The following is a 16,074-nucleotide window of genomic DNA, read 5'->3' as shown; positions in this document are numbered from 1 at the left end:
CGCGCCTGACTTCGGTTCACTCGCCGTCGAGCTCGGGATAATTCCGGAAGATGCCGTCTTCGTTGAAGGCGAGGCGGCGATCGCTCGCCAGATAAATGGCGATGCGCTCGCTCGATGCGACGCGTTTGCACAAGGCTTCGACCAGCGGAATCGATTCGGACAAGCTCCGCATGCGGCGGGGGAAGGCGTATCTCAGGCCCTCGACCGTCTGGAACAGGCCGAGATCGGCATAGGTCATCCGGTCACCGACCAGCCAGCTGTGCCCGGCCGGATTGGCGGCGAGGAGGGCCTCGTACCAGCCGAGAAATTTCGGCATCCGCCCGCTCCGGAAATCCTCTGCCCGGCGCGCCGCCTCCGCCTTCTGGTCGCCGTAATAGAGCGAAACGCCGACCGGATGGTGGGTGTCGTGGGCCTCTGCGACGAAATCGGCCGTCGTCGCTGCGATCGCCCGGGCGAACAGGACATCGGCCTCGCCTTCCGGCGCAAGGCCATGGCGCTCGCCGAGAAAGGCGGCGATCACCGGGGCCTGCGACAGGACGATCTCTCCGGCGACGAGAAACGGCGGCGCGAAGGGCAGAAGCGCGCCGCGCTTGCCCTCGATGAAGGCGAACATCGCTTCGATTCCGCCGCCCTCCGACGCATCGAGGCGGGCGACGTCGCGGTAATCGGCCCCGGCGGCTTCGAGAACGAGACGAACATATTCGCCGCGTCCCGGGACGGAGGGCCAGTAGTAGAGATCGTAGGTCATGATCGTGCCTCGTCCTTTCGGTTGAGCGGTCGATTTCCCAGGGGATGATAGGTCGCGACCGACCGATGATGAGGGCCCGTCGCATTTTCAGACCATTCGTCGGTCATATCGCCGTGGCCGCGAATCTGAGCGCCCCGCGCAAGCCTCGCGTCACCGGGCCGGACTAGATTTCGTCCTCGCCTGCGGGCGCCGAGGCATTCGGCGCGCGAAAGCGCGGCGCTTAAGGGAATGCGATGAAACTTCGAACGCTTCTTCTCGCCTGCGGCGCCGCCCTCCTCGCCAACCCGCTCGCCGCCGGATTGGCCCACGCCGAAACGCCAGCGAAGCTTCTGTTTTCGGCCGAACGCCAGCCCTCGGCAGGTGCACCGCAGAGCATCGGCTTTTACTCCAACGGCTGCATGGCCGGCGCCGCCGAGCTTCGCCCGGACGGCCCGAACTGGCAGGTGATGCGGCTTTCCCGCAACCGGCGCTATGGCCAGCCCGCCGCCGTCGGCCTGATCCAGCGCCTCGCCGGGCAGGCGGCGCGGGCCGGCATCTGGCCCGGCCTTCTCGTCGGCGACATCTCCCAGCCGCGCGGCGGCCCGATGGCGTCAGGCCACGCCTCCCATCAGGTCGGGCTCGACTTCGACGTCTGGCTGCGGCCGATGCCCTCGCCCCGCCTCACGGTCGAACAGCGCGAGACCTATCCGTTCCGCTCGGTCCTGAGGAAAGGCACCTTCAGCGTCGACGACCGGATCTGGGACGACAATTACCGCGATCTGATCAGGCTGGCCTCCGAACAACCCGAGGTGCAGCGGGTCTTCGTCAATCCTGGCATCAAGAAGAAGCTCTGCGAGACGGCGGGCCGCGACCGCGGCTGGCTTTCCAAGGTCAGGCCGCTCTACGGCCATGACGAACATTTCCACGTTCGGCTGTTCTGCCAGCCCGGCTCTCCCGGCTGCAAGCCGCAGCAGGCGGTGGGGCGCGGCGACGGCTGCGACGAGCTGGACTGGTGGTTCGACGTGGCGCTCCAACCGCCGCCGCCGGGCGCCAAGCCGCCGAAGCCGAAACCCCCGCTGACGCTTGCCGGCATGCCCGCGGCCTGCCGCCCGGTCCTCTCCGCCCCGGACAAGGGCGAGGCCGTCGCCGCCGACAGCAGCTCCGCAACCCCGGCAGGCGGAGGCTATGCCGATGCCTATGCGCCTGCAGCGCCGCAGGTGCCGATCCCGACGTCGCGCCCGTTGCGCTGAGGCTGGCCGAGGCGCGGCCGCCCGCTCACGCCGAAATCCCCCGGCCCTCGTTTCGATCGAAGGCCGCCACCGCGACGCTTCGACTTTGCCTTCGCGGCATTGATGGCCTATCTCAACGCCATGCGAATCGATTGAAGCGGCGGGCATCAGATGGCATCGACACGCGACGGCGGCGACCCCTTGAAATTTCCGGTCCTGATCGGCGACATCGGCGGGACGAACGCCCGATTCGCCATCATCGTCGACGCCTATGCCGAGCCGAAGATGTTTCCGGTCGTCCAGACCGCCGACTTCGAGAACATCGACGAGGCGATCCAGACGAGCGTCCTCGACAAGACGTCGCTGCAGCCGAAATCAGCGGTGCTGGCCGTCGCCGGCCCGATCGACGGCGACGAAATCGACCTGACCAACTGTCCCTGGGTGGTCCGCCCGAAGGGGATGATCGAAGGCCTGGGTATTTCCGAGATCATCGTCCTCAACGACTTCGAGGCCCAGGCACTGGCAATCTCCGCCCTGAGGGAGAACGCCCGCACCCAGATCGGCGGCGGCGTCATCCGTGAGGGCGCGAGCCGCGCCGTGCTCGGTCCGGGCACCGGCCTCGGTGTCGCCGGCCTCGTGCGGGCCCGCAACATGTGGATCCCGGTGGCAGGCGAAGGCGGGCACATCGACATGGGGCCGCGCACGGCCCGCGACTATGCGATCTGGCCCCATCTCGCTACCATCGAAGGGCGGGTCTCGGGAGAGCAGATCCTGTGCGGCCGCGGCCTGATCAATCTGTATCGGGCGATCTGCGCGGTGAAGGACGTCGAGCCTTCGCTCGACACGCCGCAGTCGATCACCGAGGCGGCGATCAACCGCATGGACGCCGAAGCCGGGGAAGCGGTCGATCTCTTCGCCACCTATCTCGGCCGCATCGCCGGCGACATCGCGCTCATCTTCATGGCGCGCGGCGGCGTCTTCATCGGTGGCGGCATCTTCCAGCGGCTGATCCCGGTGATCAAGAAGGATCACGTCCGCGCCGCCTTCGAAGACAAGGCGCCGCACACCGAGCTGATGCGCGAGATCCCGCTCTACGTGGTGACCGAGCCGCTCGCGGCGCTCTCAGGTCTCGCCACCTTCGCCCGCACGCCGCGCTTCTTCGGACTGGAGACGACCGGCCGCCACTGGGTGGGATGATCGGCCTCCAACGGCCGAAGTCCTGCTTCCGCACGGCCTGAAGACTCTTCGGCATTTGGATCTGCAGGGGCCGTCGGTTGCCGGAGCGTCTTCGCGCCTCGGTCTCCTGCAGCGTGGCCGGTCTCCTGCAGGCAGGTCGACGCTCCCCACAAGCGACACATATCCGGCGGTCACTGCGCCGACTCTCCATCTGCCGAGCGCATGAATGCGCCGCGATTCGATGTCGCTCGGATCGATCGGCGTTCCGGGCGGCGTCGGCGTATGTGACCGAGGCCAGTCGTCGACGGAACGAGCCGCGGAGAGGCGGGACGGGAGGAAAGACAGGCCGGCGATTCCGCCGTGCTGCCCGAACATCCATTCCACCAATGACCGACGGTTTCCACGCGGGTTGGCCGGTCGACCGCGCGCCTCCCGCATGGGCCCTTTTTGATGGGACGCACGGGCGGACCGCGCAAAAAAAGCGAAGGGCCCGGCGCTGCGCGCCGGGCCCTTCGTCAAGTCTTGCTCAGATGCTGCTTCGATTAGAAGGAGCGAACGAAGCGGAGGAAGCCGGTGGTCTGATCCAGCGAGTTGTCGTCGAGGCCAGCGATGTTCGAGTCGAAATCGACGTTGGCATAGGCGACCTCGGCGAGGACGTCGAAGTTCTTGGTGACTTCGTAGCCGACGTTACCGACGAACTTGTAGTACGTGCCGTTGCCGATGTTGGTGGTGTTGGCGAAGATGTCGAACGTCTCTCCGTAAGCACCCGACACCGCAACGCCGAGCTTGCCGAACGACTGAGCGTAAGCAGCGCCGACCTGCCACTCGACCGGAAGCGTGTCGAACAGGTCGCTGCCGTTGAAGGCAGCGTTGCCCGGCAGGCCGTACGCACCGACGGTGTTGGTGAAACCGCGGAGGACGTTGATCTGCGAGTAGACGGACGGGTCGAAGGCGTAGCTACCGACGATCTTCAACTCGGAGTCGGCGGCGATCAGATCCGTGAGCGAGAGACCGGCCTTCAAAGCGAAGGCATCGTCGCTGCCCCGCTCGACACCGATGAGACCCGGCCCTGCGACCTGGAAGGCCTGGTCTTCGGCGTAGGAACCGGCCAGATAGACGAAGCCCCAGCCGCCGGCATACTTCAGCTGGCCGACGACGTTCGGGATCCAGTCGCCCGTGGAGTCGTCATCGATCGCGATCGCAGCCGAGAAGCCGTCAGCTGCGTAGGTGTAGCGGATCTGGTTGGTGCTGATGTCGCCGACCGTGAGGTCGGTATCCGTCAGAAGATCGTCGTCATCGGCCCACAGGCTGTCGAGCTTACCCATGGTCAGGCCGCCGAGCTGCAGATAGCCCTGATCCATCGCATAGGTGTTGTTCGAGCCGGCAAGGTTGGTGGCCTGGACGCGAGCGAAAGCGCGCAGGGTGCCGAGTTCGGTCTCTTCACGAGCGTCGAAGTTCAGACGGACGCGAACCTGCGAACCGACCTGGTAGGTGTCGCCCTCGTTGTTGATGAGGAAGTCGTTGCCGTTGTCGTCGCTGATGGCGCCGTTGGCGGTGATCTGGTAGCGGACGTAGCCACCGATCTTCAGGCAGGTCTCGGTGCCCGGGATGTAGTAGAAGCCGGTGCCGTAGACGTCGCAGACCTTGACGTATTCAGCGGGTTCCGGGGCGACCGGTACGATGACGTCCGCAGCGCGGGCGCCGGAGACTGCGACGAAAGCCGCAGCGGAGCCGAGAAGAAGGCTCTTAAAGTTCATGTCCTGACCTCCAGTCAATTAATAGGTTAGGGTTGGGCCTTGTATGAAGGACAGCCTTCCCTGCCCCATCCCCTGTGCGAAAGTCCGAAGCCGTTTGCCCCTGCGATCTTTCTGACACCGACAATATCGAGACGTGGAATCGATGCAATCGCATATCTGCCACACTCCCCCCCTTGAGACGCTTTGGACACACCCGTGTTGCGCTGATGCCACTTTTTCGTTCACCGGCCGCTAACCATAGGCCTGAACGCCGCCGATCCGGGGTTTCGTGGGCTTTTGGGGCGCGGTTCTCTCAGCCGGGTGGCATTCGCCCCGCATTTCCCCTCGGCTGGGAGCTTGCGCGTGGCTTGACGACGTCGGAACCCGTGAATCGACCCACATTGCGGCCAGGGGCGGATTCGGCCCCCAAACGGCGAATCAGACGCGAAACATCGGCGCTCCGAGGTCGCGGAAGTCACGTTCCCTGCAGGTCAGCACGATCACCTGCAGCTCCTTGGCCGCTTCGCGCAGCACCTGATGCATGCGTTCCAGCCGGATCTCGTCGGTGTTGACGAGCGCATCGTCGAGAATGACCGTCGCCGGATGACCGCCCTGTTTGAGGACTTGCGCGAGGGCGAGCCGGGTCACCACCGCGACCTGCTCGCGGGCGCCCGCCGACAGTCGGTCGAAACGCTCTTCCACCCCGGCGCGCGTCAGACCCTTCAGTTCCAGCGTCTCTTCGTCGAGGTCGATGTCGGTCTCGGGATGGATGAGCTTGAGGAACGGTGCGACGCGCGTCTTGATCGGCCCGAGCCAACGTTCCCGCGCGGCCCGCTGCGCGCCCAGAAGCGTCGTATAGAGCAGTCGTGAGGCATCGGCCTCCCGCGCGGTGCGCGCCCGGCGTCTTTCGAGATCGCCGATCCTCTCGTCGAGAAGCTGTATCGCCTCTCCGAGGCCGCTGCCGCCGGCGACCCGCACCTCGCCTTCCAGCCCGATGGTCTCGTCGCGCAATTGCTGCACCGTCGCGGTGATCTGCCGGAGCGTCCGTTCGGCCGCCTTCAGCCTCGCTTCGGCGGCCTCCCGCCCCTCCTCCTCCCGCTGCTGGCGTCGCAGGGCGAGGCGGCCGCGTTTGGCCTCGAGATCCGCGTCGGCCTCGGCCAACCGCTCCACCAGGCGTGGGCGCGGCATCGCGCCTTCGGCGATTTCGGCTTCGCTGCGCAAGCGTTCCGCCTGCGCCTTCAGATGCGTCAGATCACTTTCGGCTGCCGCCCGGCGCAGCGTCGCCGTCTCGCTCTCCCGGGAGGCGGCCTTGGTGCGCTCGTCTGCCGCCGTGGTGGCGCGACGCGCGACGTTCAGCGCAGCCACCAGGGCTTCGGCGACCTCCTCACCGTCCTCGGCGGCGATCGGCGAATCACCGCGCCGCTCGTCGTCCGCCACGGTAGTGCCCAGTCGGCCGACGGCGGCCTCGGCGGCGCGCAGCCGCGCCTTGGCCGCGTCGAGACCCTCCGGGACGAGGGCGTCGCGGCGGGCCGAGAGAAGCTTCAATTCGGCTTCGTGCTCCCGGCGCTCGGCGAACAGCCGCCGGGCTTCGTCGCCGCTCGCCGCGCCGTAGCCCTTCAACAGGCCGGCGAGCGCCGTTTGCGCCTCGCGCAATTCGGTTTCGAGATTGGCCGCGCCGCCCCCGGGCTCGATCGTCATGGCGCCGAAGCCATCCAGCAGATAGCGGCTGCGCGAGAGCACCCGCTGCGGCTGGCCCGGCGCGACCGTCTCGCCGCCCGCAGCTCGGACCGCGGCGCCTGCCTCGGGCTCGAAGACGACGGCCGGCGCCGCTACCTGCAGGCGCACCTCGCAGTCCCGCTGCCGGCGTTCCGCCTGGTCGATGGCCGTCAGGATCTTCGGGTCGATCGTCACGAGATCGCGCTCCGCCGCGCGCTCGGCGATCTGCTCGGTCAGCGCACCGGCCTCGGCGACGAGAGCGTCGAGGCGGTCCCGCTCGGCGGTTTCGCGGGCGAGATCGGAGCGCCGCCGATGCGCCTCGTGGCGCCGTTCGGCCGACTGCAGAGCTGCGCGGGCGGCTTCCTGCGCCTTGGCGGCCTCGGCCACCGCCTCGACTGCGATACGCGCAGCGGCGTCGATCTCGGCGTAGTCGGCGGCTGCGGTCTCGAAGGCACGCCGGGCTGCTGCCACGGCCTTGGCGAGATCGTCGCGCCGCTGCAGCGCCTCCACGGTCCCGGCGCGGACCGCCTCGACCTGCCGCAGCGCAGCCTCCGCCGCCTCCCACTCGCGCTCGCGCTCCTCGGCCCGGCGCAGGCCGGTTTCCGCGGCGCGCAGGGCCTCGTCGGCCTTTTCCACAGTTCGTTCGGCCTCGTAGCCCCTCAGCGCGCGGCGCCGATCCTCCAGCCGCCTCAGCTTCTGGTCGAGATCGGCCTGCGCCGCGTGCTTTTCGGCAAGGTCCTTGCGCGCGGCGGCGAGTTCGTCCTCGATCGCCTTCAGCGGCCCATTCGCGGACTGCCGGCCCGTCGCGGTAAAATGCCGGTCGTTCAGCGCCTTGGCGGCGAGGATCAGCGATCGCCCGCGCTCGCCGCCGAGGATCGTGCCGACCTCCCCTTCGAGAGACGCCGTCACCGCATCGCGCCCCGCGCCGATGTCGAGCCCGGTGTTCGAGCGCCCCTGCTCGACCCAGAGGAGACCGAAGGCTCCCTGATGCTCGGAGAGCTTCGAATCGCCGCGACCTGGATGGGTGAAGCCGAGGAGTTCGGCGAGCTTCTCCTCGACGGCATCGCCGGAAACCGGGGCCTGCCAGGGGCCTTCGAGCTCGGCGGCGGGGCGGGTCAGGAAACTCTTGGTCAGCCGATAGTCGGCGCCGCCATGGGAGAAGGACACCGCCACCGTGGGGCGGCGTCCGTCGCCGCCATAGGGCAGGAAGGCTTCCACCGCCTCGCCGCGGCCGCGGTATTTCTGGAAGAAGGCAGCCCGCAACGCTTTCAGCAGCGTCGACTTGCCGGCCTCGTTGTCGCCGACGACGACGTTGAGGCCGGGATCGAAGTTTTCGAGACAAGCCTCGGCGATGGCGGCGAACTCGCTGACACGGAGCGATTTCAGGTACATGTCGTCACCGCTCCGATCCCGACAGTCGCCGATGCTCGACATAGGCCATGCGCAGCGCCAGCCGTGCCGTTTCACGCTCGGGATCGGCCGGATCGGCGGCCTTGGCGCGCAGCGTCTCGACGGCGGTGCGCACGAAACCGGAGAGATCGATCCGGTCGAGATCGTCCTCGTCCGGCTCGTCGAACAGATCATCGTCGCGAATGTCGAGGGAAAAGAAGCGGTCGCGCCAATGGCCGAGGGTCTCTTCCAGCCTGAGCCGCTCGCGCAGCGGCAGGCTGCCGGCGAGGCTCAACTTCAACAGCGTCCGCCCCGGATCGTCGAAGGAGGCGAGCAGCGGTTCCAGAGCGCCGACGTCGCCATCGAGGCGCTCGGCGCGCGCCTGCCATATATAATGAGCGACCGGCGCCCGCTCGATGCGCGGCGCCTCGCCCGGCCCGTCGATGTCGACCAGCGCGACGAAGCCCGGTTCGTTGGCGGGATAGCGGTCCGGCTCCGGCGTTCCCGCATAGACGGTCCGCGGCGCGATTCCGGCCAGGAAGCCGTGCCAGTCGCCGAGCGCCAGATAGTCGAGGCGGGCCGTCTCGGCGCGGGTCTCGGCGATCGGATTGCCGGCGTCGGCGCCGTCCGGCAGGCGGTTTTCCAAGGCGCCATGGGCGAGGCCGACGCGGACCGCGCCCGCCGGCGTCTCGGCATGGTCGAACCAGCGGGTGAGATCGGCGCCCTCGTGGCGGCGCGCCAGCGGCGCCGGCAAAATGGCGAGACGTCCATCCAGAAGCACGATCGGCGACGGCTCGTCGGCGACGATCACATTCGCCAGCCCGCGCCGGGCGGCAAGGCTCCCCAGCCGTCCCCAGACGCTGCCGGTCACCGCCGCGTCGTGATTGCCCGGCAGAAACACCCAGGGGCCGGAATGGCGCGCCATCTGATCGAGTACGCGGTTGACGTCACGCTCGAGGACGCCGTTGTCGTCGAAGGCGTCGCCGGCGACGAGCACCGCATCGACCTGGCGCTCGGCGGCAAGGGCGGCGATCCGACCCACAGCCGCAAAGCGCGCCGCGCGCAGTTCTACCCGCCGCTCCTCGTCGAAGCCGCCGAAGGGCTTGCCGATCTGCCAGTCCGCCGTATGGAGAAGCCGGATCATTCCGCGCTCTTGCTCTCGTCGTGAATCTGAGTTGTCGGGGCGAGAATAGGATGGGACCCTCGCGCCTCGCCATCGCGGATGGCAAGTGCAGCAGGCCGCCCGCGTCAAGCTTTTCAACGACTTTTCACGCGCGGGCGAGGATCCTGGCCGAACGAGAGGCCGCCCGGCGCGCATCTTCTGCCGGCAGCTTGACCCCGCCGGCGCCGATCGCGCAAGTTCGCCCCACAGCGAACCAACGGGAGTAACGGCGATGCCGGTCTATCAACTCGGCGACGATCGGCCGGACATCGGCGAGGACGTCTTCATCGCTCCGAACGCCCAGGTGATCGGCCGCGTCCGGCTCGGCAAGGGGGCGAGCGTCTGGTTCGGCGCGGTGATCCGCGGCGACAACGAGTGGATCGAGATCGGTGCGGAGACCAACGTCCAGGACAATGCCGTCCTCCACAGCGACGCCGGATTGCCGCTTTCGATCGGCGCCGGCTGCACCATCGGCCATGCGGCGATCGTCCATGGCTGCACGGTCGCAGACAACGTCCTGATCGGCATGGGCGCGACCGTGCTCAACGGCGGCAGGATCGGCAGGAACTCCATCGTCGGGGCGAACGCACTCGTTACCGAAGGCAAGGAGTTTTCCGAATATTCCCTGATCGTCGGCGCACCGGCCAAGGCCGTCCGCACGCTCGACGAGGCGGCTGCGGAAAAACTGCGCGAATCGGCCCGGCACTACCATCGCAACGGCCACCGCTTCTCGACCGGGCTGAAGCGCATCGACGGGTGAGCGGCACGACCAGCTCGCCGCGGCCTCTTTTCCCGTTGGGAAACTCCGCGTAAGACGGAGCGACGTCGGAAGCGGCCGTCCGTTCCCCATCCGGATTCTCGTCGAGCTTTCGGCACGGCATCGAAGCCCGGATGTGTTCCGCGGTCGCAAGTATCAGCGTCTTCGGCCGCTGGTACCGAGACGCGTCACCCTCGTCGCCCGAACCCGCCGCCCGGCAGCTCTGCCACGGCCATGCGCTCGCCGGAACCTCTCGATGCCGCTTTTCACCGATCTCGCCCGCTCGCTTCCCGCCACCGTTCCCTTCGTCGGGCCGGAGGCGCTGGAGCGGCGCATGGGCGTGAAATTCCGCGCCCGCCTCGGGGCGAATGAAAGCGTCTTCGGGCCATCGCCCCAGGTGGTCGAGGCGATGGCACTGGCGGCGGGTGACAGCTGGGCCTATGGCGACCCGGAGCAATACGAGTTGAAACAGGCGATCGCCGCCCATCACGGCATCGGCATGGAAAACGTCGCCGTCGGCGAAGGCATCGATGGCCTGCTCGGCCACCTCGTCCATCTGGCGACCGACCCCGGCGATACGGTGGTCACCTCCTTCGGCGCCTATCCGACCTTCAATTATCACGTCGCCGGCCACGGGGCGCGGCTCGACTTCGTCCCCTACCGGGGCGACGACCACGAGGACCCCGAGGCGCTGATCGAGCGGGCCAGGGCCCTCCGCCCGAAGCTCGTCTATTTCGCCAATCCCGACAATCCGACCGGCAGCTGGCACGACGCCGCCACCGTCGAACGGTTGATCGACGCAATTCCGGAAGAGACGATCCTCGTCCTCGACGAGGCCTATGCCGACCTCGCCCCGGAAGGCAGCCTGCCCAAGATCGCGCTGATGCGGCCGAACCTCCTGCGCTTCCGCACTTTCTCGAAGGCCTACGGCATGGCCGGCGTGCGGGTCGCCTATGTCGTCGGCGAGCCGGCGTCCGTCACCCAGTTCGACAAGGTGCGCAATCATTTCGGCGTGTCGCGCATCGCCCAGGCCGGGGCTCTCGCGGCACTCGCGGACCAGGCCTATCTCGCAGAGGCAATAAAGAAGATCGCGCGGGCGCGCGAGGAGCTTTCGGCGATTGCGCGTCGGGCGGGCCTGACGCCGCTCGCCTCCGCCACCAATTTCGTCGCCATCGACTGCGGCGGCGACGGGACCTACGCTCGGACGTTGCTGTCGGCCATCCTGCAGCGCGGCGTCTTCATTCGCATGCCCGGCGTCGCGCCGCTCGACCGGATGATCCGCGTCTCGGTCGGGCGGCCGGAAGACCTGGCGCTGTTCGAGGACGCGCTGATTGGCGCCATCGACGAGGTCGGGCGACCCGAGCGCTGACAACAGGACGAAGGCCGAGCCTCGATGGGGGTTCTACGGCCCAGCAAAGGCGATGCTAGTGCAGCGTCAGCCACTGGCGCGCGGCCCGCAGCGCCGCCGCGATCTCGGCCTTCGACATGTCCGCCGCGATGTCCCGGCGGTGGGCCGCCGCACCCTCGACACCCTTACGGTCCGCGAGGTTGAAATACATGTGGGCGGCGACCAGATCTGGTGCACCGTCGCCACCGCGCGCAGCGCGCATGCCGAGTTGCATGAGGATCGCGCCGTCGACGAAGCGGGCGCCATTGTCGGCCGGACGATCGAAGGTGATATTGTCGATATGCGCCATGGTCCCTGTCCCTATTCGTGTTCTTATGACCAGGATCTTCGCGTCTCGGCTTGAAAGGGTGCTTAAGATTTTCGCTTAATTCGATCTAAATGCCGATTGCTGCCGTTGCGGTAAACAGAGTCCGACGGTCTTCTGTGATCGATGCCCGCATTGCATCGCGCTCACACAACTTGTCGCGTCCTCATCACGATTGAGCGAGAGGTCTTCCCCAGCGGGATGAAGACGCATAATTCCGCCGCCATCGGTCGCCGAACTCCGCCTGGAGCCATCGGGTGGTGACCAGCAGCGAAACCGTGCTGCTAGGTGCTTCGGATGGTGAAGGTCGAGACGAGGGTTCCCGCCGCTGCGGCCGATCTCAAGCGACCGACCAGGACCAGCAGGCCTCGTGCGCAATGCCGGCACGGGATCAGGCGACGGCGACGATTTGCACAAGTGCCGACCTGACGGCATAGACCGACAAGATCCGATGAGGAAACCACAGATGAAGTCACTCATTCTCGCCACGGTGCTCGCCGCCGCATTCGCAACACCCTCTTTCTCGGCGGAGCCGATCCGCGGCAAGTGGCGCGCACCGGGCGGCGGCATCGTCCAGGTCAGCACCTGCGGCGGAAACTACTGCGCCACCGTCATCTCCGGCCGGCACAAAGGCAAGGCGGTCGGCCGGATGGCCGGGTCGGGCGGCACCTACGAAGGCGAGGTCACCGATCCGCGCGACGATCGCACCTATTCCGGCTCGGCGACCGTCAGCAAGACTGAGCTGGAGCTGACGGGCTGCGCTTTGAAAGTGTTCTGCAAGACCCAGGTCTGGACGCGGATCTAACGGGGCGCTCCCGCAGCGGGCCCGTCCCGCGCCATCCGGCCGGTTCCCGCTCCGGATCGGCCGTCTTCGCCGCAGGCGGCATTTCCTCGCGCCGGTGATCTCTTCGCTTCCGCCGCATCGAACGGAACGGCTTTGCAGCAGTCGACAAATCGTTTACGTTTACGTAAACGGCGGTGGCTGGGAACGACGACCGCAGGCAACAGGGGAGGAATCGACATGTCGACATTCACCGCGCTCGCCGCGGCGGCGATCTTTGCCGCCAGCATCCCCGCCGCCTCTGCTGCGGCGCCGATCGTCGGCAACTGGCGGACGGCGAGCGGCGAGACGGCGAAGATCTCCGCCTGCGGCAAGGCCTATTGCACGACGATCCTCACCGGCGAGCACAAGGGCAAGCGGATCGGCCAGATGAGCGGGTCGGGTTCGAGTTACGCCGGTCGGATCACCGATCCCGCCAATGGCAGGACTTACGAGGGCACGGCGGAGGTCGACGGCAATTCGCTGAAGCTGACGGGCTGTGCCTTGAAGATCTTCTGCCGGTCGCAGAGTTGGACCCGTCAATAGGCCAGGTCGCGACCGAAATTCCGTGCGGATCGGCGGGGGCGACCGATCTTTGCGGAACCGCCGGCGTCGCTCGATCGAGCGGCGCCGGCGCTGAGACCAGTCGCATCCGGCGCACGGGCGGCTCGCGGCCCAGGCGGGATGCCCGCGCAGCGGCCCGGGTTCCCATGTCTCGATCCCGGACACCGGCTAGCAATTGGCGCCGCGATCCGTTATATGCGCCCAGGCGTCGGCCGCTTTCAGCGGCCGGATGCTTCACGGCCCACGCTGGACGACATCCCGGCGAAGGGCGTCACGACCCCGCAAAAACCGACAAGAAAGGGTATCGCGATGTCGATCACCGCAGAGCGCAAGGCTGCGCTCATGACCGAATATGCGACCAAGGAGGGCGACACCGGTTCGCCCGAGGTGCAGGTGGCGATCCTCACCGAACGGATCAACAACCTGACCGATCACTTCAAGTCGCACAAGAAGGACAACCACTCGCGCCGCGGCCTTCTGAAGATGGTCTCGCAGCGCCGGCGCCTTCTCGACTATCTGAAGTCGCGCGAGGAAAGCCGCTACCAGACGCTGATCGGGCGTCTCGGCTTGCGCCGCTAAACCACATCCCGGCGGGCCCCCGAGCGCAGCTTCGGGGGCCCGCCGGCATTTCGACCGGCCGCCGTGCGCGGTCGTCGCCTGACCCCCGCGGGCCCTGCCCGCGACGGACCACCGAACGGTCATGGGGCAGGATTGCCGGATGCTTCCGGGCTGGCCGAAAACGGCCGAACGCTTCACTGACGAAGCGCTGCGCGAAGCCTCTCGCCGTCTTGCCCATGGCGCGTTTTGAAAAAGAACAACGCCAAAGCGCCGCATCGGGATTTCCCGGCTGCGACGCCGAACGAAAGGCAAGAACATGTTCAACACCCACAAGGTGGAAATCGACTGGGCGGGCCGCCCGCTCACCCTGGAAACCGGCAAGATCGCCCGCCAGGCCGACGGCGCCGTGCTCGCGACCTACGGCGAGACCGCGGTTCTCGCGACCGTCGTTTCGGAGAAGCAGCCAAAGGCCGGCTTCGACTTCTTCCCGCTGACCGTCAACTACCAGGAAAAGACCTTCGCCGCCGGCAAGATCCCCGGCGGATTCTTCAAGCGCGAAGGCCGGCCGAGCGAGAAGGAGACGCTGACCTCGCGCCTCATCGACCGCCCGATCCGCCCGCTCTTTGCCGACGGCTACAAGAACGACACCCAGGTCGTCTGCACCGTCCTGCAGCATGACCTCGAGAACGATCCGGACGTCGTCGCGATGGTCGCGGCCTCCGCCGCGCTGACCCTGTCCGGCGTTCCGTTCATGGGCCCGATCGGCGCCGCCCGCGTCGGCTATATCGGCGGCCAGTACAAGCTGAACCCGCATGTCGACGAAATGCCGGAATCCTCGCTCGACCTGATCGTCGCCGGCACCGACGCCGCCGTTCTGATGGTCGAGTCGGAAGCCAACGAGCTTTCCGAAGACATCTTGCTCGGCGCCGTGATGCACGGCCACCGCGGCTTCCAGCCGGTGATCGACGCGATCATCAAGCTGGCCGAAGTCGCCGCCAAGGAGCCGCGCGAGCACCACGCGCCGGATCATTCGGCGCTCGAGGCCGAGATGCTGCAGCTGGCCGAGACCGAGCTGCGCGACGCCTACAAGAACACCGACAAGATGGCCCGCTACGCCGCCGTCGACGTCGTCAAGAAGAAGGTCATGGCGCACTTCCTGCCCGAGGGCGCCGAAGAGACCAAATATTCCAAGGAAGAGGTCGGCGCGGTCTTCAAGTCGCTGCAGGCCAAGATCGTCCGCTGGAACATCCTCGACACCTCCTCGCGCATCGACGGCCGCTCGCTCGACACGGTCCGGGCGATCGTTTCGGAGGTCGGCGTCCTACCGCGCACCCACGGCTCGGCGCTGTTCACCCGCGGCGAGACCCAGGCGCTGGTCGTCGCGACGCTGGGCACCGGCGAAGACGAGCAGTTCGTCGACGCCCTGACCGGGACCTACAAGGAGCGTTTCTTGCTCCATTACAACTTCCCGCCCTACTCCGTCGGTGAGACCGGCCGCATGGGTTCGCCCGGCCGCCGCGAGATCGGCCATGGCAAGCTCGCCTGGCGGGCGATCCACCCCATGCTGCCGGAGCCCGAGCAGTTCCCCTACACCCTGCGCGTCGTCTCCGAGATCACCGAATCCAACGGCTCGTCCTCAATGGCGACGGTCTGCGGCACCTCGCTGGCGCTGATGGATGCGGGCGTTCCGCTGAAGTCCCCGGTGGCCGGCATCGCCATGGGCCTGATCAAGGAAGGCGAGCGCTTCGCCGTCCTCTCCGACATTCTCGGCGACGAGGATCACCTCGGCGACATGGACTTCAAGGTGGCCGGCACGGCGGCGGGCATCACCTCGCTGCAAATGGACATCAAGATCCAGGGCATCACCGAGGAGATCATGAAGATCGCCCTCGGCCAGGCCAAGGGCGGCCGTGAGCACATCCTCGGCGAGATGTCGAAGGCGCTGTCGGAAGGACGGGCCGAACTCGGCGAGTTCGCTCCGCGCATCGAGGTCATGCAGATCCCGACCGACAAGATCCGCGACGTCATCGGCTCGGGCGGCAAGATCATCCGCGAGATCGTCGAAAAGACCGGCGCCAAGATCAACATCGACGACGACGGCACGATCAAGATCGCCTCTGCCTCGGGCAAGGAGATCGAGGCGGCCCGCAAGTGGATCCACTCGATCGTCGCCGAGCCGGAAGTCGGTGAAATCTACGAGGGCACGGTGGTCAAGACCGTCGAGTTCGGCGCCTTCGTCAACTTCTTCGGCTCCAAGGACGGTCTCGTCCACATCTCCCAGCTCGGCGCCGGCCGCGTCGCCAAGACGACCGACGTCGTCAAGGAAGGCCAGAAGGTCTGGGTCAAGCTCATGGGCTTCGACGAGCGCGGCAAGGTCCGCCTGTCGATGAAGGTCGTGAACCAGGAGACGGGCGAAGAGCTGTCCAAGGAAGCGATGGACGAGCAGGCGTAAGCCGCACCGCACGTCGAGGCGGAAGCCTCAGCAGAAATGACAGGCGCGCTCGGGGAAACCCGGGCGCGTTTTTCTA

At 67.2% G+C, this 16,074-nt stretch carries 13 protein-coding genes; 8 read left to right on the top strand and 5 right to left on the bottom strand.

Annotation, left to right across the window (positions count from 1 at the left end):
* Window positions 1-16 precede the first annotated feature (16 nt).
* On the bottom strand, window positions 17-748 hold the full coding sequence (locus GTK09_RS06865; RefSeq protein ID WP_163462207.1) for a glutathione S-transferase: 732 nt from the start codon (window positions 746-748) through the stop codon (window positions 17-19).
* 233 nt (window positions 749-981) lie between these two features.
* Here GTK09_RS06865 and mepA point away from each other — a divergent pair, with 233 nt between their 5' ends.
* Together mepA and GTK09_RS06855 are read left to right on the top strand one after the other, a co-directional pair.
* The gene (gene mepA, locus GTK09_RS06860) at window positions 982-1,977 is read left to right on the top strand and encodes a penicillin-insensitive murein endopeptidase (protein ID WP_163462205.1); all 996 of its coding nucleotides are present in this window, start codon (window positions 982-984) and stop codon (window positions 1,975-1,977) included.
* 150 nt (window positions 1,978-2,127) lie between these two features.
* Entirely contained in the window at window positions 2,128-3,153 is a 1,026-nt protein-coding gene (locus tag GTK09_RS06855) for a glucokinase (RefSeq protein ID WP_163462203.1), read from the top strand.
* A gap of 521 nt (window positions 3,154-3,674) precedes the next feature.
* On the opposite strand, the gene GTK09_RS06850 is transcribed toward GTK09_RS06855, so the two are convergent.
* From GTK09_RS06850 to GTK09_RS06840, 3 genes are all read right to left on the bottom strand, one after another.
* Window positions 3,675-4,889 (bottom strand): porin, encoded by a 1,215-nt coding sequence (locus GTK09_RS06850; protein ID WP_163462201.1) that lies wholly within the window; start codon window positions 4,887-4,889, stop codon window positions 3,675-3,677.
* 417 nt (window positions 4,890-5,306) lie between these two features.
* Entirely contained in the window at window positions 5,307-7,976 is a 2,670-nt protein-coding gene (locus tag GTK09_RS27760) for an AAA family ATPase (RefSeq protein ID WP_163462199.1), read from the bottom strand.
* A gap of 4 nt (window positions 7,977-7,980) precedes the next feature.
* Window positions 7,981-9,117 carry a metallophosphoesterase family protein gene (locus GTK09_RS06840; protein ID WP_163462197.1) on the bottom strand — a complete coding sequence of 379 codons (1,137 nt, stop codon included), beginning with the start codon at window positions 9,115-9,117 and terminating at the stop codon, window positions 7,981-7,983.
* A gap of 250 nt (window positions 9,118-9,367) precedes the next feature.
* Between GTK09_RS06840 and GTK09_RS06835 the strand changes: the two genes are divergently transcribed.
* Together GTK09_RS06835 and GTK09_RS06830 are read left to right on the top strand one after the other, a co-directional pair.
* Window positions 9,368-9,895: a gamma carbonic anhydrase family protein gene (locus tag GTK09_RS06835; protein WP_163462195.1), complete on the top strand. Its 528-nt coding sequence runs from the start codon at window positions 9,368-9,370 to the stop codon at window positions 9,893-9,895.
* A gap of 253 nt (window positions 9,896-10,148) precedes the next feature.
* Window positions 10,149-11,261 carry a pyridoxal phosphate-dependent aminotransferase gene (locus GTK09_RS06830; RefSeq protein ID WP_163462193.1) on the top strand — a complete coding sequence of 371 codons (1,113 nt, stop codon included), beginning with the start codon at window positions 10,149-10,151 and terminating at the stop codon, window positions 11,259-11,261.
* Between the two features lie 55 nt (window positions 11,262-11,316).
* Here GTK09_RS06830 and GTK09_RS06825 read toward each other — a convergent pair whose 3' ends face one another.
* A complete protein-coding gene (locus tag GTK09_RS06825) occupies window positions 11,317-11,589 on the bottom strand; it encodes a hypothetical protein (RefSeq protein ID WP_163462191.1) in 273 nt (90 codons plus the stop codon).
* A 481-nt stretch (window positions 11,590-12,070) separates the two neighbouring features.
* On the opposite strand from GTK09_RS06825, the gene GTK09_RS06820 reads away from it, so the two are divergent.
* The 4 genes from GTK09_RS06820 to pnp all read left to right on the top strand — a co-directional run bounded on the left by GTK09_RS06820 (window position 12,071) and on the right by pnp (window position 15,998).
* Window positions 12,071-12,409, top strand: coding sequence for a DUF2147 domain-containing protein (locus GTK09_RS06820; protein WP_246217750.1), 339 nt, complete (start codon window positions 12,071-12,073; stop codon window positions 12,407-12,409).
* Window positions 12,410-12,625: 216 nt separating this feature from the next.
* Window positions 12,626-12,970, top strand: a complete 345-nt coding sequence (locus GTK09_RS06815) for a DUF2147 domain-containing protein (RefSeq protein WP_163462187.1) — start codon at window positions 12,626-12,628, stop codon at window positions 12,968-12,970.
* Between the two features lie 327 nt (window positions 12,971-13,297).
* Window positions 13,298-13,567: a 30S ribosomal protein S15 gene (rpsO, locus tag GTK09_RS06810; RefSeq protein WP_163462185.1), complete on the top strand. Its 270-nt coding sequence runs from the start codon at window positions 13,298-13,300 to the stop codon at window positions 13,565-13,567.
* Between the two features lie 295 nt (window positions 13,568-13,862).
* Window positions 13,863-15,998, top strand: a complete 2,136-nt coding sequence (pnp, locus tag GTK09_RS06805) for a polyribonucleotide nucleotidyltransferase (RefSeq protein ID WP_163462184.1) — start codon at window positions 13,863-13,865, stop codon at window positions 15,996-15,998.
* Window positions 15,999-16,074 lie beyond the last annotated feature (76 nt).

Source organism: Jiella pacifica (assembly GCF_010500815.1).
GTDB classification, from domain to species: Bacteria; Pseudomonadota; Alphaproteobacteria; order Rhizobiales; family Rhizobiaceae; genus Jiella; species Jiella pacifica.
This window is presented reverse-complemented; position numbering and strand designations above follow the sequence as displayed.